The organism is Synechococcus sp. KORDI-52 (assembly GCF_000737595.1).
Lineage (GTDB): Bacteria > Cyanobacteriota > Cyanobacteriia > PCC-6307 > Cyanobiaceae > Parasynechococcus.
This window is the reverse complement of record NZ_CP006271.1, coordinates 1,343,941-1,366,315: the sequence shown is the minus strand read 5'-3', so window position 1 is coordinate 1,366,315 and position 22,375 is coordinate 1,343,941. Positions and strand designations below refer to the sequence as shown.

General features: G+C 51.3%; 10 protein-coding genes. 5 read left to right on the top strand and 5 right to left on the bottom strand.

Going from position 1 to position 22,375, the window contains the following annotated elements:
- The first annotated feature begins 704 nt into the window (after window positions 1–704).
- From KR52_RS06850 to KR52_RS06840, 3 genes are all read left to right on the top strand, one after another.
- Window positions 705–7,160: an S-layer family protein gene (locus KR52_RS06850; protein ID WP_156957628.1), complete on the top strand. Its 6,456-nt coding sequence runs from the start codon at window positions 705–707 to the stop codon at window positions 7,158–7,160.
- Between the two features lie 2 nt (window positions 7,161–7,162).
- Window positions 7,163–7,561, top strand: a complete 399-nt coding sequence (locus KR52_RS06845) for a hypothetical protein (RefSeq protein WP_038553966.1) — start codon at window positions 7,163–7,165, stop codon at window positions 7,559–7,561.
- Between the two features lie 110 nt (window positions 7,562–7,671).
- Window positions 7,672–8,295, top strand: coding sequence for a response regulator transcription factor (locus KR52_RS06840; protein WP_156957627.1), 624 nt, complete (start codon window positions 7,672–7,674; stop codon window positions 8,293–8,295).
- Window positions 8,296–8,416: 121 nt separating this feature from the next.
- Here KR52_RS06840 and KR52_RS13265 read toward each other — a convergent pair whose 3' ends face one another.
- The 3 genes from KR52_RS13265 to KR52_RS15250 all read right to left on the bottom strand — a co-directional run bounded on the left by KR52_RS13265 (window position 8,417) and on the right by KR52_RS15250 (window position 12,446).
- Window positions 8,417–10,951 (bottom strand): hypothetical protein, encoded by a 2,535-nt coding sequence (locus KR52_RS13265; RefSeq protein ID WP_156957626.1) that lies wholly within the window; start codon window positions 10,949–10,951, stop codon window positions 8,417–8,419.
- Between the two features lie 145 nt (window positions 10,952–11,096).
- A complete protein-coding gene (locus KR52_RS06830) occupies window positions 11,097–11,687 on the bottom strand; it encodes a YkgJ family cysteine cluster protein (protein WP_084221958.1) in 591 nt (196 codons plus the stop codon).
- Between the two features lie 633 nt (window positions 11,688–12,320).
- A complete protein-coding gene (locus tag KR52_RS15250) occupies window positions 12,321–12,446 on the bottom strand; it encodes a hypothetical protein (RefSeq protein ID WP_256382096.1) in 126 nt (41 codons plus the stop codon).
- Window positions 12,447–12,781: 335 nt separating this feature from the next.
- Here KR52_RS15250 and KR52_RS14215 point away from each other — a divergent pair, with 335 nt between their 5' ends.
- Entirely contained in the window at window positions 12,782–13,651 is an 870-nt protein-coding gene (locus KR52_RS14215; protein ID WP_156957625.1) for a hypothetical protein, read from the top strand.
- 85 nt (window positions 13,652–13,736) lie between these two features.
- On the opposite strand, the gene KR52_RS13625 is transcribed toward KR52_RS14215, so the two are convergent.
- Together KR52_RS13625 and KR52_RS06815 are read right to left on the bottom strand one after the other, a co-directional pair.
- Window positions 13,737–15,176 (bottom strand): Mur ligase family protein, encoded by a 1,440-nt coding sequence (locus KR52_RS13625; protein ID WP_084221957.1) that lies wholly within the window; start codon window positions 15,174–15,176, stop codon window positions 13,737–13,739.
- A 143-nt stretch (window positions 15,177–15,319) separates the two neighbouring features.
- Window positions 15,320–19,327, bottom strand: a complete 4,008-nt coding sequence (locus tag KR52_RS06815) for a magnesium chelatase subunit H (protein WP_038553953.1) — start codon at window positions 19,325–19,327, stop codon at window positions 15,320–15,322.
- Window positions 19,328–19,547: 220 nt separating this feature from the next.
- Between KR52_RS06815 and KR52_RS06810 the strand changes: the two genes are divergently transcribed.
- Window positions 19,548–22,364 (top strand): HD domain-containing phosphohydrolase, encoded by a 2,817-nt coding sequence (locus KR52_RS06810; protein WP_051834296.1) that lies wholly within the window; start codon window positions 19,548–19,550, stop codon window positions 22,362–22,364.
- Window positions 22,365–22,375: the final 11 nt, after the last annotated feature.

Here is a 22,375-nt window from a genome sequence, read left to right as displayed (position 1 = left end):
AAGTGCCGGCCACCTGTCGAGCCCTGCATGGACGGTGAAGCGTGATAGAGCTTCATGGCCAGCCTTGGTCAACAACCCCAGAGCTGATCGGCGACAACTGGATCATGCTGATGGATGATCTGATCCAGGGGCTGACGCCGATTCAGATCCAAACCGTAAGAGACGTCTTGCGTTCGTTGCGAAAGCACCTTGTGTCCCCAATGCTGGTGGGCGATCTGATCACGACAACAACACGTGGTTCCTCGCAAAAACGATCAGATCTGCAGTCGTAACAAAGGAATCACCAGGGTCCAAGGCATGGATGAGGGCCGTCGTCAGCGACGGCAGCAAAGGGCCTCGCGCAGCCAACAGCTCAAACCACATCCAGCCATGGCGAAGACAGTCCACCGGATTGGGGCATCCGCAGCGCCCCTGCATCGGTACTGAGAGTGCACCGCACCAGTGAATGCCAAGAGGCTGACTGAGAAAAAAGTGAGAAAAAACTAAGAGCCAACTCAAGAAGTAACTCAACTCTCCTGAACTCAAAAGCCCTTAATTCCCATGAAAGTCTCAGAATCTTCTCAGCCGCGAAACTGACTGCGCAGCAAGGGCTCTGCGAACCGCAAAAGAGTAGTGGCACAAACACGCTTGCGCACAAGCAGTAATTCGGTAAGGGGAGCAGACAGGGCGCGTCTAGCTGTTGATCAAGATCCCTCTGTCAGCAGATGTTTGAAGAGCTCCTCGGTAATGCCCAAGACCAGGAAACAAGCAACCAGCTCGCGGGAGCACTGAAATCTGCACAGGATTATCAAGCTGCAGGCCAAACCCCAAATCCTGAGGGTTACACGCCGGTGCCACTCACGGACTATCTGGGGTATTCAGAAACTGTTGAACAGCTACCGCCACCAGACGCTCGGGTTCTGATTGCCGGTGATCCGCTTCTCTCTCCTTCCGGCTTGGGTGGGGGTGATCTACCGACGGAAGACCAGGCATTTGCACCGGGTGATGTGGTTGTTTTGGTGCCATCAGTGCTGGCACAGGCAATTCTTGATGGCGTCCCATTCGATGACGACCCAGCCAGGCAGGAAGCGCTTGATCCAGAACCGACGCCCGAACCAGCTCCAGAGCCCACACCGGAGCCAACACCAACACCTGGTCCGACACCTGGTCCGACGCCTGGGCCGACACCTGGGCCGACACCTGGGCCGTCGCCAGAGCCGACAGACCCAAGCATCACCGCAAAGGATTTCGGTGATGTATTGGTCTTCGATGGTGGCCTGAACAACGGAAATTTTGTTGGGGCTCAATCCAGCGATGATCAAGCTAAAAATGTTCCTTCAATCGTCGGCCCAACAGGATTGGGAGCAATCGCTGTCGTCAGCTTTGCTGCCAACTTCACCGTCAAACCAAACAATGCGCCGGGATTAATCTCCCGAGACATCTCCTACAGCCTCGAATTAAAGGTTCCCGAAGGAACACAACTCAATGGAGACAACGAGAAATCTCAAACTGCGGCCCTAAAAAGCGGAACCAACGACATTTTTATCATCGAAGATAATGGGGTCATCATTGGGACAACTTCACTTTCAAACATCAATAACAGCACAAAGGTCTTCACCGTATCGATTGATTCTTCAAACGGAATACTGACATTCCAACAGTTCTTACCCATTGAACACGTCAACGGGATTGACACAACCACAAGCAATGCAGCAACACTGCTCGACAAAATGTTTCTGGCTAACAACCAGATTCAGCTGACCGCAACGGTCACCGACACCTATGCATCCGGGCAAAGTCTGAGTGCCGATGCCTCGATCGATCTTGGTGGAAACATCCAGTTCGCCGATGACGGCCCAACCGAAACCTCCGCCGTCTCACCCATTCTCAGTGGGCTCGAACTGCTCACAGGCGATGGCGGTCTCTCAGACGGCAACGACAAACAACTTGCTGATACAGACACCTCAAACGTTCTCGCTAACGCATTCATTAACGCCGTCACTCCCGACTACGGCGCCGATAACTCAGATCCTCCCGCAAACGTTGTCATTGATCCCGCTGGTAGTGGCTTCACCTTCCAGCTCTCTGGCACTTCCATCGGCTCTGATGGGGCTTTCACAACAGGGCTCACACTCTCCGATAACGCTGCAACTCCGGTCTACGCCTATCTCTCACCTGACTCACGCACCATCGAGGGCCGTACCGATTCAACTGGCATCACCAGCGGCAATCCGGTCTTCTCTCTCTCCATCAACAAGTCCACCGGCCAAATCACACAGACCCAGTTCCAGGCCTTCCAACACTCCGTCATCACCAACGGCACGCCATCCCTGAATCCCGATGGCTCCGTTATACCCGGCACTTACAGCACCACTCCGAATGACAAGGTCACCCTCGGTGACGGCTCCCTCGACATCAAAATCTCCGCTGATGTCAAAACCACCGATTCCGACGGCGATTTCCTCACTCAAGACGTCTCCTCAGGCAACGTCGCTGGAAACTTCCAGTTCTTTGATGACGGCCCAGCAGAAGCTGCTGATGTCCCCGCCAAAATTCTCGCCAGCTTCACACTCCAAACCGGTGATGGCGGTCTCTCAACAACGGCCGTCCCTCCCAACGCTGTCGACGGCAATGACAAGGCACTTCCTGCCTCTGTTACCTCTGCCGCTCTCGCCAACGCCTTCATTAACGCCGTCACTCCCGACTACGGCGCCGATAACTCAGATCCTCCCGCAAACGTTGTCATTGATCCCGCTGGTAGTGGCTTCACCTTCCAGCTCTCTGGCACTTCCATCGGCTCTGATGGGGCTTTCACAACAGGGCTCACACTCTCCGATAACGCTGCAACTCCGGTCTACGCCTATCTCTCACCTGACTCACGCACCATCGAGGGCCGTACCGATTCAACTGGCATCACCAGCGGCAATCCGGTCTTCTCTCTGACCATCAACCAGACCTCTGGAGAAATCACTCAGACCCAGTTCGAGGCCTTCGAACACTCCGTCATCACCGATGGCACAGGCACAACTGGGGTCCCTCCTCTCAACGGTGGCACCGTCACAGAAGGCACCTACAGCACCACTCCGAATGACAAGGTCACCCTCGGTGACGGCTCCCTCGACATCAAAATCTCCGCTGATGTCAAAACCACCGATTCCGACGGCGATTTCCTCACTCAAGACGTCTCCTCAGGCAACGTCGCTGGAAACTTCCAGTTCTTTGATGACGGCCCAGCTGACTTCACGCCTGAAGATGTAACACTCAACAATGACGGATCAAGTGCTGAAACAGGAGATTTGAACACTCCTACAGCAACAGCGCTTGATCCTGGGGCCGACGAGTTAGGGTCAGTGACATTCACTGGAATCACTGATGGTGATGACGCTGGAATAACAAGTGGAGGAAATGTCGTTCGCTATTACCTAATCAACAATGGAACAGAACTGATTGCATCGACAAAGACAGCCCTCGATTGGAGTTTACTAACGCCTGCCCAACAAGCGGACCCGTTAGCCGCAGGCTATGTTTTCACAATCACCCTCGACCCAAGCCAGCCGGATTACACCGTCCAAGAATACGCAACAATAGACGGGGCAACTGATACAACGTTAAACTTTAACGTCAAATTAACAGACGGAGATCTTGACTTTGTTGACGCCGACTTTGACGTCACCTGGACGGCAGCAACACCGGCAGCGGTTCTAAAGGTCGGTCAAAATGTCAATGACATTCCTAGCTCAAGCACACCATACGAAGTTGACTACGATTTAATCACTCAAACCGACATCAATCCCCCAGGATCTGGCACCATCAACGGTACAACAGGGGAAGATATTTTAATTGGAGACGTCGGTGGCTCATCAAGAGTCAATCAAAAAGTCAATCTCTCATTGGTGCTTGATATATCAACAAGCATGGTCCGTGAAAATATAAGCTTTGGCGGCCAAACCATTTCAAGACTGGAGGCTCTACAAAGGAGTGTCATCGACCTTCTTAAAGATATTGACGAGAGTGGAGCTGCCGCAAGAGTTCAAATTGTAAGATTTGGCACTGGAGCGCAGAGTCTCGGGGTTTTTGAATTCCAAGCAGGAGCAGGGAATGATATGCCAGTAGTTCAGGCAGCCACAACTGTTATAAACAATATTCGCTCCGGCCTACAAAATACTCAATTCACCAATTACGAAGGCGGTTTACAAAGGGCTTCAGGGTGGATCAACGAGAATGGTTCAGGGGTGGTCAACAATTACCAGCCAGATCCATTCGACACCAACGACACAGATCAAAACACCGTAATCTTCATATCAGACGGAGAACCCAATGCAAACTACATAGGAAATATCGTTAGCACAAGCAACACTAGCAACGTTAATACTGGAACAACTCAATTCCAGATTAATCGCGCGATTGGCAACTTTCAGGGAAACTGGAATCAAGGCGGAACCACTAACGACGATACCATTGACGAACGTGCATTAATAACAAACTCCAACGTCAATCCAGGATTTGACATCAAAGCGGTAGGAATTGACGTTAGTTCATCACAGCTCGCCAACCTCAGCCTTGTCCAAGGAGGTGGTCAAGCCATTAACGTCACATCTGGCGATCAACTTGAGCAGGTCCTGGGAGATATCAGCGGATTTACATCACTAATAGCCGCAGGCGATGATGACATTAATGGCGAAGCAAGTGACGATTTAATCTTCGGAGATGTAACATTTACAGACGACTTGATTGGAACAACGCAAGGAGGGATTTTCATCCCTCCATACAATGCCACAACAAATCAAGGGTTTGAAGTGGGATCAGGATGGGAAATCTTTAATTATCTCGAGACGGCACCAGGAACCAACTGGACAAGAACAGACACGATCAACTACATACGATCTAATTCAGACCAAGTTGCACAAGAAACAGAAGTCAATGGGAGAACACGCGCCAATGGAAACGACGATATCAACGGCGGCCTAGGCAACGACAAGATCTATGGACAAGAAGGTGATGACACCATTGCTGGAGGAGATGGCAACGACGAAATCACAGGGGGCACAGGCAGCGATTCGATGACCGGCGGTAGCGGAGATGATCAATTCAGATTCTTCAAAGGCCAAGGCGTACCCACCAAGGTGTTCTTTGATGATTTCGACACCGAAACACAACTATCCGCTAATGGCAGAAACTGGGGGCAGTGGGATGAAAGTGGAGATAGTGATGGCAATGCCAACAACGGCACAGGCAGAGCCGACACTGGAGTTATTCGAGCAGTCAATGACACCAATGTTTCCAGCACCGCAATTCGATTCGACAACGCTGATAACAACAAATCCCTGACCAGTGACCTGATCACCATCAATCAATCAGACATCAATCAAAACAGCGTAATCAATCTCTCATTTGACTGGGTTGATAGCGCAAACCAAGCCAATGAATACGTCGAAGTGTATCTTGTGAGCCCAGGAAACAATGAAACAACCACCAACTTTAGGGTCACGGGAACATCTGGTGGCAGCGGAAGCCAAACACTTGACCTCACACAATATTTCACAAACAACATAAGCGGAAATGCCAGCCTCTCGTTCTCAGTTCGATTCAAATCAAGTGGAAACTGGGAAAGTACTGATGAAATATACTTTGACAATGTCAAAGTCAACATCGTCAATCCAACTCCTAATGAAATCGATATTATCGACGATTTCCGGGCCAATGGAGACAACGACACGATCTCAATCGTCGGCGACAACATCAGCCAAGTAGCCGTAACACAGACGGGTATAGCCTCTCAGATTGGTGGCACTGTCTATAAAATCGCCGTCCAATATTCAGACCAACAAGCCGACGAGGATTTCTACGTTGATGTGCCCACAGGAAGCCTGCAAGCCAGCGGGCAAACGGCATCGAGCGGAAGCAACACACCCAACATCACCATCGCAGCTGATTCCGCAACCTTGGATGGGCCCATCGCAGGTGCACAACTCTTCCTTGATCAAGACTTCGATGGATCCATCGACGCCGATGAATTGATCGGGGTCACCGATGCGAACGGTGAAGTGGCATGGCAGATCCCCCTGGCAGATCTCGATGTCAATCAAGACGGCATCTTCACCCTCGGTGAGGCCCGCGCCGTACAGACCGGCGGTACGGACACCGAAACAGGCCTCAGTTACGCCATCAACCTGTTTGGACCAGCCGCAGGCGGTGTGATCACACCACTAACCAGTCTCCTGCAGGCACGGATCGAAAACGGTGACGAACGAGCGTCGGCCCAGGCCGACCTGCAGCAAGCCCTGGATCTACCAACGGAGACACCAATCACGGCCCTCAACCCCATGACCAGCACAGCCGAGGTGTTCGCCACCACCGCAGGCGTGATGACACTCGCCGTGCAACTGGCGGAACTCAGTGCTGCACAGCAGCAGAGCTCTCCTGCAGAGGTGTCCTTTGAGGTGTTCACCGCCCTGGCCGATCAGATCGTGGCCAACGCTGCAGATAGTCCCATCCAGCTGGCAGACAAGCAGTTCATCAACGATGTGACTGAACAGCTCAGCCTCGATGGCATCGATGCCAACGTTGTCGACTTCCTCTCCTCCAGCCAACTGGCCATTGAGAGTGCGATTCTTCCCCTCACGCCCGATGACGATGCGGTGGATGCCGTCAGCGCCGTGCAGGTTCTCACCCAGGGCGACTACACCGACGTGCTGACGCAGGTCGCCAATGCTGAATTGAGCAGTGATGCACTGCTGGATCTCACGGGCAACCTCAACCAGATCGCTGAAGGCAACGGCCTCAACAGCGATGCAGTGGAGCAACCACCACAGCCAGAGCAAGAGACGGCTGCCGGCGCTGAGTCACAAGCAACCGCCCCTGAGGCCGATGCGATCAATCCAGATCCGATCGACGATTTGTCGACCGCTGAGATGGTGGATCAATTCATGGATGAAAATCCAGTCGATGAAAGCGTGATCGCCGAGGTGCAGCACGAGCTCATGACCCAAGACGATGGAGCCAACCTTGAGGACGCTGACGCCACGGGCGTGGAGTCAGTTGCCGGTGCAGAAGAAGCGTCTGTTGAGATAGAAGACGACAGTTTTGATCGCGACCTGGAACTTGCTGAGAGCACAATCAGCGAGACAATGGACATTCATGTTGTGGATGCCAGTGATGACGATTACTCCTCAGGGAGCTAACCATGGCTGAATTCACAACCGCGCTGGAACCGCTCACAGCATCGATCGGAGAGCTGGTCACTGAATTTCTCGACCGGGCTCGCTCTCCAGTGGGTGAACTCGAGGCTCCATCAACGCGACAAGCGGGGCTGATGTACGAGCTCGACAGCATGGTGAGCGATTTTCTCGATCAACATCAGTTGTCCAGCGATGAGTTCATGCTGTTGGAGCAACAGGTGCTGAAATCGATCGCTGAAGAATTAACGCTCGAGGAAGCCGATGGCGGTAGCCTTCAACTGAGTCCTGATGACGAGGGGAACTTCGCAGCTGATTCAGTGCTCGCCGCACTGGATCTGTCCATCACAGACCATGCACTGCACGACAGCGTCACATCAGTAGATCCAGTTGGCCTTGATGGCTGAAGCGTGAATTCCTAAAATGATGAGGTTTCTGCATCAGCCGCGTGGGGTCTGAACGGAGGGTTCTCCTGTTTGCACGTCCGTCAGATTCAACCACCCTTATCGGCAAACATTTGGGAAGCAAGGGCTGCCATCTGATCATCCAAAACAAGATCGGCGCCAATCTCAGGGAACAACTGGAGGACCGGCCAGATCTTGGTGTGATCATCAGCGAAGGCGAGGGCTTCGAGCATGGAGTGGAACTGCTGGCTTCCATCCGTTCTCAGAAATCGTCACTGCCGTTGATTCATCTGATTAATAACGATCACTTTCGCCAACGGGTGATTTCATTACAGGCCGGATCAGACGATGTGTTGTCGTTCCCCTTCGCCTTGGAGGAACTGGATGCCCGCATCGAAGCACTGATCCGCCGAGTCGGCATGGAGACGGATCATCTCGAGGGTGCGCTTCGTAAGCATGCCGACCTGGAGTTGAACACGGAAACACGGGAAGTGAATCGGGCTGGAATCATTAAAAAGCTTACTGTTAAAGAATATGATCTGATGATGTATTTTTTACAACACCCCGGGCAAACTCTCGCCAGGAAAGCAATCCTTCATGCGGTCTGGGGACAGAGCTGGACTGGGGATGACAACCTCCTGGAGGTGTACATCCGCTATCTACGCAAAAAGATCGAACGACCAGGGCACGACAAGCTAATTCAAACCGTACGCGGGATGGGCTATCTGCTCAAATAGCAACAACCATGGGCAGAACAATTGTTCTTATCGCCGAAAGAAAGAAAACAATGATTAATTTCAAAGATAAACTCAAGAATTGGAAAGCGACAGGAGCAACAAATGGCGATTCAAGGAAGAACTATTCAAGCAGCAACCTAACAGCGTTAATTGACTCAATCAATGCTTTTAATTTTTGCCGTTGGGGCTTTTGACGATGAATATTGAAGTTTTTGTAGGCATACTCAAAGACGGAGGCATAAAACACATGCTCCACCGATAAAGAACGTCCATGCTGGCGAAGACGACTTACATACTGTTCACAAGCAGCAAGATGCTTGGATTTAAGCTGCTTCTCATTTAAGTTATATCGAATCAAAAATCGTAGATCCTGCCCCCAGATCCCAGTCAATGCTTCGTCAAGATCAATAATGACGAGTTTGTCATGCAGCAGATCAGAGCCATTGCCAAAGCGGTGCACATTGGAAGAAGCCATATCATTATGACAAATACATATCAAATCTGGATTCACGTGGGTAACAGCAAAATGCACAACCTTGGCAAATAAATAGTGGATACTGTTGAAGATGTTAGAGATATCAATAGCCTGATCGTCATCAGCAAACAGCTGCTGGAGTAATTCGCGTGATAGCGAAATCTGCCTATTGTGATAGCTTGTTTTTGCTCCAGTGAAAGTTAAACCTTGAGAGAAAAAATGTTCAAAGTCAGCAATCGCCTCAACGAGCAAACGTGAATGATCATAGTGATGTAGCCTTGCTTCACGGCGTTGCTTCAGCTCCAACCAGTCTGATTCAACATAAGTTGTCTTTCCATGCTGCTCTAAAGCATGAATGGATGGGATCAAAAATTGGTATTGACTCTCAAAAGATACTGGATGATGCCGTAAATATTGATACATTTGAAACGGCAACTGCTTGAATGGAGTGATCTTGATGGCAACAGTAGTGCTCGAACGAACATGCGTGGAGGTAGGCCGGAATTGAGCAACAAGGGATTTGTGATTAAAAGACAGCTTTACAATGCGAAGATCATTCAGAGTAAAAGGTCGATTGCGAAACAGAGACTGATCAAATGCCTGTAAATACTTTCTGATTAGATTATAGTAACCAGCGAGACCGGAGATGTAGTGCTCATTATCATCAATACGCGTTCGAAATCCATGATGGCGTATAAAAAAACTATCAACGATACTATCAGGATTTTTGAAGTTCATGGCGAGCTCCGGCGCAAAAAAGCCATTAAGCAGATACTCTGCTCGGCTGATCATTGCACTGATAAATCCTTCACTGTTGAAAGACTTGGGCAGACAGCCACTCCGACGAACCTCATCAAAAGCTTGAAAGCTTGAAACGCACAACTCAAGCAGGGTGGGATACGTCGTGATTCTGTCCTTCACAAACCCCGTATAACCTGATATATTTTTAACCAAGAAATTCAAATAGTCTGCATGGCCAGTGATTAGATAAAGATCTCTGAATGCATAAGCCTGCCAATGATCGCGATATTGAAAGTAATCGCGATCAATAAATGATTGGGCAAGATTTTTGGCGCATACAAGCAAACAATCAGCCCTTAAGACTTTAAAGGCCATAAGAAGAGCGTATAAAGCCTCACCGTCGTAATAAATCGTCCGAAACTTATCCTTAACCTCAAGAGATGAGCAGTGCAAAACGTGATTGGGTATACCACCTTCAGCTTGAAAATAGAGCAAACCCCTCAACATGGAGGGTAAAAATTTGACATATTGTCTGTCCTGAGAAGCCAGCATATATTTGGAAATGGCGATGATTGCTTGCGCACTTCCACCAAGCTTCAGCTCATCATTGCCTTCTTTCAAAAAACAAGTCTTTCTGCCATTCACCTTCTGTTGATAAAAGCCATGAGCAATCCCCCAATCAATAGCCCTGGCTGCATTGTTGAGGTGAACGTCCTTGCCGCTGAGCTCCCATCCCTCAATCAGCGCATATGTAGAGCTGAAATGGCGCAACATGTTGTAGGAGGGTATGTGTTTGTCAAAACAAGGCCACCGTCCATAGGTGTACTTACCAGAAGCATCAATCTGACGCGCAAGGTATTCGGTTGCTCTGTGAACCACCTGCTGTATTGTTGAAAGGTTAGGACTTACAAAATCTTCTCTAAGGCAATTGTATGAATTCGCCCGAACAATTTTGCTGACACCTTCAGGATCAGAGAAGCCAGCTATAGTATTGAAAAGATAAATACACGAAGGATCATCAGAGTCCCTAAAAACATTTGTTTTACCAGTTTTATTAAAGTAGTTTTTGAAATTATCTTTTCTAAAAAAGCAAGATTTCGTATCACTGGAATAGAGCAGGCACCATCCATTGATTTCGTCTCTAGACACAACGGTTTCCATGTTTTGATCAAAACCAATTCCATGAGGAAAATAGTTTCGCCTTGTATTGGCAAGCAACTGCGCAAAATGATCTAAGGACACGCTGGTATAATCAACAACTCGCTCAAGCTTGATCAGGTTGAAACTCTTTTGCCCCTTACGAGAGCACAAATCAGAAACATAATTTAGAATTTGAGTGCGAAGGTGCTCACAAGTTCTGGCCTTAAATGAAACAACAGTTGCTCGCTCTTCAAGGCTGGAGTATGAAAATAAAAACAGTTCATGGCCGGAGGAATCCAAGCATCGAACTGAATATTGGTCAGCGACGCTCACGAGCTTGAGCAATGCGTTGACCCGGCATTCAATCTCGATGGAACTTGATGGTGACGTCATCACCTCAGGTCCAAAATAGGGACGACCAAAGTTGCAGATACTGAAACACAAGTCATCGCAAACGTTTAATCCATACCAACGCCATTAGCTCAGTCATCTTAGGCAGCAATTTTGTCTGCCTGAATTTATCATTGACGACTTTAAGATAGTCATAAATCAGAATAAGCTGTTCGCGAGCAGGCAAACCGTCGATATTGATATCACTCTGAACATGAGCCATGCTGGAAGTTAAGAACCGGGCCAACTCGAACCGAAGGTTAAAAACATCAATGGAGGGTGCAGAATCTTGCTTCAGCATAAATCTGCATAATTCATCATACTTGTTTTGGAGCAAATGCACATCTGATAAGCATTCATCAAGCGACTTGATGCCAGATTTTAAGCAATCCAGCAGTTGGCACTCGTAATTTTTACAATCAATTGGGCGACGATCGTAGATCAAACAACCATGAGTGCCCAGTTCCGGGCAAGGTTGAGGAGAGTAAAATTTATTTTTTTTAGCGAAGGGCTTTAGCCTTGTCGTTTGATTTAAGGGGTTAATTTCATTTTCTGAGATTTTAATATTAACAAAAAAAGCCCCTCTGCAGCACATTCCACAGGATCGACAAAGAATCGCCTCTTGTTCATCTTGAATGGCAGTCATGATCAACGAAATGATTGGTTTGGATCAAACAGACAGATTTACCTCACCCCCTAGACAAGCCGACTGCCAAGAATTTAGCATTTATGATCATCGTATAATGTGTATCGCATCGACAAGGTCGATACCACTCGATCATGTGAGTGAGACACATTCCCGGCTAGAACATCTGTAGACAAAACAAGTGGTCAATGATTTCACAACAGATCAGCGTACTTTGCTAATTCATAAAGGGAAACGAGAAGCCTCTCCATCAGCCAGACCATCCAGCAACGCCTGATGTGCGCTGGTCGTTGGGATGATCACCTTTAGATCTGGCTGAGCACCCGAGGAATGGTTCATCACGTCCAGGATTCGCCGGTCGCATGGTGGAAGCGATCACTACTCGCAACAACTCACAGCAATCGATCTCAGGCCGTAGGAGAGCAGAAAGCAAGTCACTCAAATGAAGGCCAATGGAAGTGTTAATTCGAAGCATCAAGAAGTCAAGAGAATTCTCTGGACTTCGCCAACGTGATTTCAGGTTAGCAAATCTGTCCCCGCACCAATTGCAAGCTATTCCAGAGTACTTTGAAAAAGCATTCGCCAAGACCGCAAGGGATGGTGCAGCAGCCCGTTGCAATGAGAGGATCTCGTTCAAAACATCATTGGAAAGCCGATGGCCATCTCATCAATCCACCATTTAAACGGCTCAAATGTTCCAATCAACACAAGATCAAACAACCATAAAAAGTACAAAACCCTGTCCAGCTCACCCTTCATCAGAACACATCAAGCAGGTTGAGCTTTGAAAAGCTGAGAACCGTGATTTTGCAATAACCAAATCAGACAAAATCTACAAACCAAATCCCAAAATCAGGCGCAATATTCAAAACCTTACTCAGAACATTATAAACCTAAAGAATGAAAGTTTTGCTTACTGAACTATTAAGGAGGCTAGACGTTGAAATATTATCAATAGATTGAAGTCACACATCATACGACCGCTACGGTGTAAACACCAAACGCAGAAACGATCTCAACATAGGCCCATCCGACGCTGGACATTAAGAAGTAATTAAGGTAGTATATTATACAAATTGATGTGCCCACGCAAAGTGGCAAAAGAAAAACACGAGGTCCAAAAGAAAATAAGCCGCGCTCAGAAAGATTTAGAAACATGTTTGATCATTGCCGGATCTTCTGGAGCAGGAAAATCAACCATTGTCAAATATAGCCATGCCCTTGATATCAAACTTTACGGCAAAGAGTTTCATGACGTTTTCAAAAAGACATGGACTGAGTCTCCCTATCAAGAATTTAATCGTTACTCTGAAGCCACTTTGAATGGCTCAACATTCGAAGGGCGATTATTAGGTGAATTACACAGTGACAAAGCAGTTCCAAAAAATATTTTACTGCATATCGATTTAAAACTCTTAACAACGATTCTTGGATACCGTGCTGCATCTGCAAACAATAAACGAAAAATTAAATCATTGACCAAAGTTCCTGTACCACGAAAGAACAGGGTGGATCCAAAAATCTGCGATTTAATGGTATCAAGCTTCCTTGAACATAAGTTCTTCTCGAGATTTAAGCGTATCGTTATCAATACAGTGGTTACTGATTATAAAACAAGCTATTTGCAAAAAAAACAAAGGCGATATCAAGGCAAAAAAATAAAATCATCAACGAGATTAAAAACTTATGCATCGGAACATCGTGCGATGTATAAAGCGTGGAATGAAAATATTTACCGCTTGAAGCCGTCAAAAATAATCTTCACATCAGTGGGCAAAGATGGTGGTCTTTACTCCAACAATCAGTGCATCTGCACTGATTGGACGACTAAAATTGGACACAAAAAGTCTCGATCCAGTAAACTTTCAAAGGTCTTCAACACCAATCGAGGCAAGAAAGCATTGAAAAAATTATACACAGCAACTCTTCTTGATCTATTCAAAGGTATAAAGCGAAAACTTTAATGATGACAAAATAAGTCAAGATCATTCAACTTAAATTCTAACATGATAAGCAATAGCAACACACCCTCAAAATCAAAAAGGAACCTTAATACAGTTTACGTTTAAATTCAAATTCAGAGAAAAGTAGGTCTCTAATTGTCTTTAAAGATTCATTTACGGTCCATGTGCCTTTCAAGTAAACCATATCGTTGTTTTGGATGATTCCCAGAAGATCTGATTTGAGATCAAGCAAAGTGTCGTAGTGGATCACTGGGATTGACAGTCTGGAAACGTCATGAACCAATGAAAAATCCCATAACGTAATCAACAAATCGATACCCGATTGGTTAAGCGAGTCAATCAAATTCTGATCATTAAATTGATAAGATTTATTGTAATGAAAATCTCTCATTTTTGAGAAAATTGCAACTCTTCTACCGTCATGCAAGTCTTTTGTCGACTTCAAAGTTTCGATGAGCGCAGAAAAGGAGGGAAAGCTGCCTCGATCACAGCAAGAATACAAATGAATTTGCTTGATCCCAGATTTATTCTGCAGTAGGTGCATATTACCACTACTTTCATAATTCGTCAGCCTGCTGGTTTTGTTCTTTAATTGATTTAAATCAAGACCAAAAAGCTTGCAAAGCAACATGGCTGCTGTAACTTGAAGCGCAGCATGCTTCTCCATGAAAGGGATTTGAAATTGCAAATCAACGCCCAACACATTTGCAGATACAGTTTGACCTTCTGGAGACAGGCTTATTGCATTAATACAAGCATCACATCGATCAGACCAACCATATGTAAAAACTCGATCAATGCACGCAGCTTGAACAGCTTTTTGGATGCATGAATCCAAGTGCTCTTGATATTGATGGATCAATATCTTATCTCCTTGCAATGAATTCAAAGATTTGAGCTTCGTGGCGACTAAGGTATTCATATTGGGATGGTATTTCATATGCTCTTCTAGAAACTCTGAGGCAAGTATGATTGTAGGCTGAATGATCTCGCTTCTTTTGATCACTGAAGATGGATCTGCTGTGGCGGCTTCAACCAGGCACACATCCGTGCCTTTTGGAATACTGGTGAGAGTTCTACAGATGGAACGTGTACGATTTTTACTATCAACTGCTGCATGACACGGTTTGGCATCAGACATAAGTTGACTTAAATATATTTTTAATGCTGTTTTGCCAGCAGAACCAATAATCATCACCATCTCTCCTTCAAATCTGGATCGTGCCAGCTTTGCCAAACGTCGATAAAGGTCGTAGGCATCATCCACACACAACTTGGGGGTTGTAAGGGCATCAACGACAGGATGCTCTCGATCGGCTATCAGAGCTTTAACGTTCAGCCGATGTTTGCCTTTGAGGAAATCATATATTTTGTGATTTTCGGGTTTATTGAATGGCAAAAAAACAACGTCATCAAATCCAGCTCTCTTGAGATTATGATTCAAGTTAACAACCAAGTCTCCAGGAAGGGGGGGATAAAAATTTTTCCCGGCAAACTGCTGAATATCGTTAATGGTTATACTCATCACTAAAAGCCCTGGACTTGCACACTACTCAGTAAAACTACGGACTATATATAAGGGGAAGGAGCAACGCGACCCCAAACAAAGGTTCAATGTATACCTGAAATCAATCAGACGATCAAACAAACTGTTGAGTGACGGTGAGTTCAGACCGTTACACCTTCGATTCGATCTTCCACCTCCTGATACAGCTCCTGCAGTTGTTCAATGTTCTCATCGGAGGTCTCCCAGTAACCGCGTCCATGCACCTCAAGAAGCGTGCCCACGATCTGGCGGAAACTGTTGGGGTTCAATTCCAATAGACGCTTCCGCATTTCCGGGTCATTGATGAAGGTCTCGTTGGCTTCCTCATAAACGAAGTTGTCTACGGCGCCACTTGTGGCACTCCAACCCAGAGTGAAGTTGAGGCGCTTAGCCACTTCACGCACACCCTCGTAACCTGAATCGAGCATGCCTTCATACCATTTCGGATTCAACAACTTGGTTCGTGAATCCAGGCGGATCGTCTCACTGAGCGACCGCACCTGAGCGTTAGCCGTGGTGGTGTCAGCGATGTAGCTGGTGGGAGACTTGCCATCCTCCCGCAGGCCAGCAATCAGCTTGGTGGGGTCGGAATCGAAGTAGTGGCTCACGTCGGTGAGGGAGATTTCCGCGGAGTCCAGGTTCTGGAAGGTGACATCCGCCGTCTTCATCACGTTCTCGAACACCTTGCGCTTCTGGTTCATCTCACCGGGGTTGTCGGCGTTGAAGGCAAAGGTCTTGCGGGAGAGATACATCTCCTGCAGCTCACCTTCTTCTTCCCAGGTGCTGTTCTCCACCGCGAGGTTCACATTGGAGCTGTAGCTTCCACTGGCATTGGAGAACACCCGACAGGCTGCATCCCGCAACGAGGTTCCCTCTTTTTCGGCCTGCTCGAGCGCGTGCTTGCGCACAAAATTCTGATCCAAGGGCTCATCAGCTTCCGCAGCCATCTTGACGGCCTGATCAATCAAGGCCATCTGGTTGATGAACAGATCGCGGAACACACCGGAGCAGTTCACAACCACATCAACACGGGGACGGCCAAGCTCCTCAAGCGGAATCAGCTCGAGCTTGTTCACCCGACCCACGGAATCCGGCATGGGCTTGACGCCGACAAACCAGAGAATCTGAGCCAAAGATTCGCCGTAGGTTTTGATGTTGTCGGTTCCCCAAAGCACACAGGCAATGGTCTCGGGCCAGGTGCCCTGCTCCTCGCGCTGACGCTCAATCAACTTGTCGACAACACTCTTGGCTGCAGCCACCGCGGCACGGGTCGGGATCGCCTGCGGATCGAGGGCGTGGATGTTCTTGCCGCTGGGCAGCACACCAGGATTACGAATCGGGTCACCACCGGGGCCCGGCAGGATGTACTCACCATCAAGGGCCTTCAGCAGACTTTCCATCTCCATGTCGGCACACACCTGCTCAAGGCAGAAGCGCAGATAAGCGAAGACTTTGTCGAGCTCGGTGGAGTCGATCTGCACAAAACCAGCGCTGCAGCAAGCCCGAAGCCAAGGGGAAGGAAGCTTGAAACCGAACTTGGCCAGCAGGTCGTAGAACCAGCCGAAGCTGTTGCGCAGGCTCACCCGACCGTCACGACCAGTGAGCGTGCGCACCATGGCGCCGATCGCAGCACGGGATGTCTCCGTGATCGTGCGGTTGAGCTCTACATCGGCGAGGACACCTTCGTCATTGCCTTTGTAAACGTCTTCAATGGAGCGGCCCATTGCCTCGGCCAGCAGGCCGGGGAGTGAGCGCAAGCCATCCTCCTCACGCTCAAGCGCAGCGATGTTCACCAGGGTGGCAATGGCTTCCTCTGCCGTCGGTGGCTTGCCAATGGTGTGCAGACCACAGGGCAGAAGACGGCTTTCGATCTCCATCAACTGGCGGTAAACCGCGCCCACCAGGGCATCGCGTCCCTCCAGCTCAAGGGTGGAGGCGTCGTCTTCCGGCAGATCAACGTCCTTGTCCAGGTTGCACTGACGCGCCGTCTCGATGATGGTGTTGACGATCTGAACGCCGCGGCCTCCCTCCCGCAACTGCTGATAGGACCCCACCAGCTCACCCAGTTCTTTCAACCCTTTGTAGAGGCCTGCATTTTCAGCAGGAGGGGTGAGGTAGCTGATCGTCGAGGCATAACCCCGTCGCTTGGCGATGGTGGCCTCGGAAGGGTTGTTGGCGGCGTAGTAATAGAGGTTGGGAAGTGCGCCGATCAGGGAGTCGGGGTAGCAGGTTTCGCTCATGCCCATCTGCTTGCCGGGCATGAACTCGAGGGAGCCGTGGGTGCCGAAGTGGAGCACCGCGTCAGCCTTCCAGATCTTCTGCAAGTAGGTGTAATAGGCAGCAAAACCGTGATGGGGGCTTGCACTGCGGGAGTAGAGCAGTCGCATCGGATCACCTTCGTAGCCGAAGGTGGGCTGAACGCCGACGAAAACATTGCCGAAGTGACGACCGAAAACCAGCAAGTTCTGACCATCACTGTTGAGGTTGCCGGGGGGCTTGCCCCAGTTCTCTTCCAGCCTTTCGGAGTAAGGCGTCAAGCGCTCGTACTCCTCAACGCTCATCCGATGGGCGATGGACAACTCCGGTGAGCCCTGCATGGCATCGGCATCATTGATCACCGCCTCCAGCAGCTCGCGCGGGGTCGACGGCAGATCCTGCACGTCGTACCCCTTCGCCTTCATCTCCTGCATCACCCGATGGATGGAGCCGAAGACGTCGAGATAAGCGGCCGTGCCGACGTTGCCTTTGTCAGGAGGAAAGCTGAACACGGTAATCGCCAGCTTCTTGTCGATGCGGGGTTTGATCCGCAGCGACGACCAACGGATGGCACGTTCAGCGATGGCATCAACCCGATCCTGGAGCGTATGGGCCTTGCCGGTGGCGTCATCCCGGCCCGAGAGAACGATCGGCTCGATGGCGCCATCCAGTTCAGGGATGGCGATTTGCAGGGCCACCTGCACCGGGTGAAGGCCGAGGTCGCTCTGTTCCCACTCCTGGGTGGTCTGGAAGACGAGGGGAAGCGCCACCATGTAAGGACGGTTGAGCTTCTTCAGCGATTCAATCGCTTTCGGATGGTCCTGGCGGGCCGGGCCACCCACCAGCGCAAAGCCGGTCAGGGAAACGATGCCGTCCACCAGGGGCTGCTCGGGATTCAGCGGGTCGTAGAAGAAGGCGTTGACCGGCTTGGAGAAGTCGAGTCCGCCGCAGAAGATCGGAATCACGCGGGCACCACGGAACTCCAGTTCCTGGATGGTGGCCACATAGTGGGCGTCATCACCGGTGACGATGTGGCTGCGCTGCAGTACAAGGCCGATCACCGGTCCTTTGCGCGCGTCCTCAGACAGGTCGGTGCGGCTGGAGGTCCAGTTCAGGTATTCCTTCAGGTCCTCAAACATTGAGGGAGCCAGGGGGTGCCAGATGCCGAGGTCAGGAAACACCTCAGGTTCAGCCACCTCCATCGCTGGACGTTCCTCGCCCTCAGCGGCTGGAAAGACATACTTGTCGGCCAGCATCAGAAGGAAGTTCCGCAGGTTGTCGGGAGTTCCCCCCAGCCAGTACTGAAAGCTGAGCATGAAGCTGCGGGCGTCCTGCGCTTTCTCAACGGGCAGGTACTTGAGAACGGTGGGCAGCGTGTTCAGCAGCTTGAGCATCGCGTCCTGGAAACCGGCACCTCCTGCTTCCTTCCGCTTCTTCATGAAGCCGGCAATGGCGCTTTTGCTCTGGCCGAGCTGAGCCATGGAAAAGCTGCCCAGCTTGTTGAGCCGCATCACCTCGGGCATCGAGGGGAAGACCACGGCGGCCTTAAGCCGGTCGCGATGGGGGGCGACGGCATCCACCACCTTCTGGGCCAGGTCTTCGATGAAGATCAAAGAGGCCACAAAGACATCGGCCTCGGCCACATCTGCACAGAAGCCGGCGTAATTGTCGTCGTCGCGCAGTTCTTCGATCAGGTATCCGCTCAGCTCAATGCCCAGGTCACCGCCAGCGGCATTAAGAGCTGTCGCCGCCTGGGTCAGAGCGTTCTGGTACTGCGGCTCAAGCACCACGTACACCGCCTTCATCACGGATTTGTGGTTCTGACCCTCCACAGGAGCAACGCGACGATCGGCGGAGCGGACCTGTGTGAACATCTGCGCAGTTTGAGCAATGTGAAGAACCTTACGGCGACTGGCCGCACCAGCGCGAAGATCTAAGGCTCACGTAACAAGATTGCTGCAGCCTGCGGTTCGACGAGACGCTGCAGCGAACGGGGACGCTCCCCTTAGTAGAAGTGCTTGCTTTAAAAAACCAGACGTCTCGGTTCGAGATTTAGGTTGTCTTTAGCCTGAGTACTTCGCCGAAGCGCTTCGGATGCTGGCCGGAAGAAACGTTCCACTGCGCTGGATTCTTCTCGCCGTTTTCGTGCCCGTTGTGGCCGGCACGGGCTTGATCATTTCCTCGCTGATGGCGCAGCGGATGCGCGCCTTCGCACTGGCCTCCTCGCAGGACAAACTGAAGAGCGACGTGGCGGTGATCCGCAAACGCTGGGGGCGGATTGTGGATCCGGAGCGCACCCTCACCCACTTGGAGGTCATCGATGGGCTTGTCGCAGCCATCCCAAATCCCGGCGTGGATGTGCGCCGGAAGGTGCTGATCGAAGGCGCCCAGCTGTTTGACGAGGCCTCCCATCTCGCCAGCGTCGATGTGCTGAAAACCAACGACCAGTTCATTCGTTTCCATAACGCTCGGCTGCTCAAAGGACTTGCCCTGCCGTACGGCACGCGCATTGTGGTTGAGCGGTACGGACCGAATCAGCGCGAACCAAGGTTCACCCTCTTCGATGACAAGCTCGAGCGAATGGCGGCTTGGTCACCGAAACCTGGCCAGTGGAACGATGATGATCCACGCGAACGCGCCTCGATCGCTACGGCACGTGCGGGCGAACAAAAACCCGTGTTGTCAAAAACCGATCTGCACCCCGTTCTGGGTCCACTGCTGACGCTCGGCCAACAGACCCCGACCGGGGCCGTGATCGAAATGTCCGTTCCGCTGGCCGAGCTCCAGGATCTGCTGGGTACGCTCAAGCTCAGCGAGAAGTCCCGCCTTCTGCTGCTGGATCTCAAGGGAGGCATCTGGGTCACCGACAAAACATCTGATCCCGGGCAGATCGGAATCACCCTTGAGCGCACCCAGGACCTATTTCTCCAGAGCCTTCAACCCCTGATTCGCAACTATCTGAAGCGACGCGACCAGGACAACCTCAAAGACAACGTACAAATTGAGGAATCAGTCGTCAGCGGGGGTGACTGGCTGCTGAGCATTGCGGAGTTGCCGGGCATCGGCCTGAAGGAGGAAGCTTCCTTGCTGGTCCTGGCGATTCCGGCGGCTGATATCTACGCCGCGCCGATGGCCTCCGTCCGCCAGGCGCAAGCGATCACCATCGCCATAGTTCTGACAACGCTGCCGCTGGTCTGGCTGCTGACCCGATCGGTGACCCAGCCGTTACAAGCCCTCAGCCGGCAGACAAGGGCGATCCGTCGTTTCGATTTCAGCGCGGAGGCACCGGCCCGATCGGTGATTGCCGAGGTCAGCGAGCTCGACACCACCCTGGCGCTGATGCGCCAGACCATTCAGCGCTTCCTGACCAGCTCCAAAGCGCTGGCGGAAGAACAGGACATCCAAGCTCTACTGGAACTTCTGGTGGAGAGTGCGGTGACCAGCAGCGCTGCCGAGGGGGCCGTGCTCACCTGGGCCGGGATGTCCGGACAGCAGCAAGGTGACCCGGAACTGGTCACCTTCCCTGAAAGCTTCAAACCAGATCGAGAGCCGGTCACCATCCCGCTGCGCAGCCGGGATGGTGACCTCAAAGGTGAGCTCTCGCTTTATTTCGCCCAGCCGCCGGAGCCGGAACGAATCGCCTTCTGCGAGGCCCTGGCAGGAAACGCCACCGTCGCCCTGGAGAACGCCAGCCTGATTCAGGCCCAGAAGGATCTCTTCGCGTCCCTGATCACCCTGGTGGCCGGCGCGATCGACGCCAAAAGTCCCTACACCGGCGCCCACTGTTCCCGGGTGCCCGAGCTCACCCAATGGCTGGCGGAAGCCGCCTGCAGCGCCGATCAGGGCAGCTTCGCCTCCTTCCAGATGTCAGAAAACGACTGGGAAGCCCTGCGGCTTGCGGCCTGGCTGCACGACTGCGGCAAAATCACCACCCCAGAGCATGTGGTCGACAAAGCCACCAAGCTGGAGACCATTTACAACCGCATCCACGAGGTGCGGATGCGCTTCGAGCTGCTCAAGGCCCAGGCGGAAACGGAGTTCTGGAGGCAGCGCTGCAGCGGAGCCCCTGAAGAGCCACTGCGGACAGAGCTGCAGCGATCCCTGCAGGAGCTGGACGAAGACTTTGCCTTCGTCGCCGCCTGCAACCAGGGCGGAGAATCGATGGACGATGCCGATTTTGAGAGGCTCCAGCAGATTGCGGCGCGCACCTGGAGCCGCAGCCTCGATGACAGGCTCGGCCTCTCGATTGATGAGCAGAAACGGGCGGACGCCGAACCGCCGCGTCCGTTGCCCTGCTCTGAACCGCTGCTGGCCGACCGCACCATCCACCGGATTGGACGCCCCGAGGGACGTCCCAAGACGAGCGCCTCAGATCCGCGCTTCAACCTGCCGGTTCCCGAGCTGCTGCAGAACAACGGTGAGCTTCACAATCTCACCATCCGCCGCGGCACCCTCAACGATGAAGAACGTGCCGTGATCAACCTCCACATCGTGGAGACCATCCGAATTCTCGAATCACTGCACCTGCCGAGGCATCTGGCATCGGTTCCTGCGATCGCCGGGGGGCACCATGAACGGATGGACGGCGCCGGGTACCCCATGGGGCTCAGCCGCGATCAGATGACCCCGCAGGCCAGGATGATGGCGATCGCCGACGTGTTCGAAGCGCTTACAGCCGCCGATCGCCCCTACAAACCTGCCAAGCCCCTGTCGGTGGTGATGCGGATCATGGTGGGGATGGTCAATCAGCATCATCTCGATCCCGACCTGTTTCGCCTGTTCGTGCAGCAGGGTCTGCACCGCCGCTACGCCGAACAGTTCCTCCAGGCCGAGCAGCGCGATGCGGTCGATGACGCCGTCCTGCTGGCGGCGATCAACGTGCCGGATCAGCCCACGTCGATAGGCTCCTAACGACTGCCGAC